Origin of the sequence: Erwinia oleae, from assembly GCF_000770305.1 — a bacterium.
In the GTDB taxonomy this organism is placed as follows: domain Bacteria; phylum Pseudomonadota; class Gammaproteobacteria; order Enterobacterales; family Enterobacteriaceae; genus Erwinia; species Erwinia oleae.
The window spans coordinates 1-1,068 of sequence record NZ_JNVB01000156.1; the positions used below are offsets into that span (position 1 = coordinate 1).

2 protein-coding genes are annotated in these 1,068 nt (G+C 41.1%); one reads left to right on the forward strand and one right to left on the reverse strand.

Annotated elements, in window-relative coordinates; all coding sequences use genetic code 11:
• On the reverse strand, window positions 1-145 hold a 145-nt coding region (locus tag GS12_RS22660), incomplete at its 3' end, for a transposase (RefSeq protein WP_034951267.1).
• A gap of 98 nt (window positions 146-243) precedes the next feature.
• On the opposite strand from GS12_RS22660, the gene GS12_RS22665 reads away from it, so the two are divergent.
• The gene (locus tag GS12_RS22665) at window positions 244-855 is read left to right on the forward strand and encodes a hypothetical protein (protein ID WP_235421340.1); all 612 of its coding nucleotides are present in this window, start codon (window positions 244-246) and stop codon (window positions 853-855) included.
• Window positions 856-1,068: the final 213 nt, after the last annotated feature.

Below are 1,068 nucleotides of genomic sequence, written 5' to 3' on the forward strand. Positions count from 1 at the left end.
CCGGACCGTATTTCTTTATCCAGGCGTAAAGGCTGTGGGTGGTGATATCGAGACGTGTTGCAACGCTGGAAACAGAATAACCACGATCAACAACCTGTTTGACTGCTTCAATTTTAAACTCTTCGGGATAACGCTTACCGCTCATGGGCACCTCTCTTTAAGCCATCTTAAATGACTCCGAGGTGTCTGTTAAACCCGTGGCGATTCAGTAAACAATTTAAATCAAAGAATGAATTGTTCGGAATGTTTGAATTTATAATTTACTCCGACAGCAGATTCACAGATGAAGTTAAAGGAGATTTGGTTTATTCCTTTCTAAATATGATCCCATTTGACACCGTGGGCGTAAAACCTACCTTAACAGTAAGAGCCTTGTCTGCTTTAGACACAGCAAAGATGTCTTTTATGGATGAAAAGGCAAATACTGATGACTTTCATGGCGGTTGGTTGAGTGATGAAATCGCAGCTTTGGTTAGCTTGAAATTAGGCGTAAGAGCACATGCAGGCTCAATTGTTAGAGAATATTATAATCATACACCTGATTATGGTAGTCCAAGAGCAGAGCAAAACCCGCCACCACCTTTAATGCCAAAAGGAAACTTAGTAGTTCCCTCAGCAAAAAAAAATATTAAAATCTCACAGTTGAGATTGATAAACGATATTTATAAGCTTTCAGAAAAAGATTTTAACTCACTAATTAAGTCAGCCCGCAACTTCCAAGATAGTCTTTGGATTTGTGAATCCTCACCAAATCTAGCGTGGTTGTTAATGGTTTCAGCGTTAGAAGTGGCTGCTGGAAATTGGGACACATCAAAGGGTGATAAGATTGAAAAATTTAAAGCATCAAAACCGTAAGCGTATCGTTCAGACCGTCTTTTATTTTTCCCCGTGTTTCCTACCATGGACATTTTCGCGAACATGGACACTACCGTGGACAGAAACACGCCTTACACCAGAAGGCCCTGGATCACAGCTGCACTCAGCCTGCGCTTTAACGACGCCCTGACTTACCGTGAAATCGCTGAGCAACTGAACATCAGTACTTCCTCTATGCATAAAATGTTCAAG

Bases quoted from the DNA above. Each gene is read 5' to 3' on its own strand.
- GS12_RS22665 (WP_235421340.1), top strand. From the start codon at position 244: ATGTTTGAATTTATAATTTACTCCGACAGCAGATTCACAGATGAAGTT.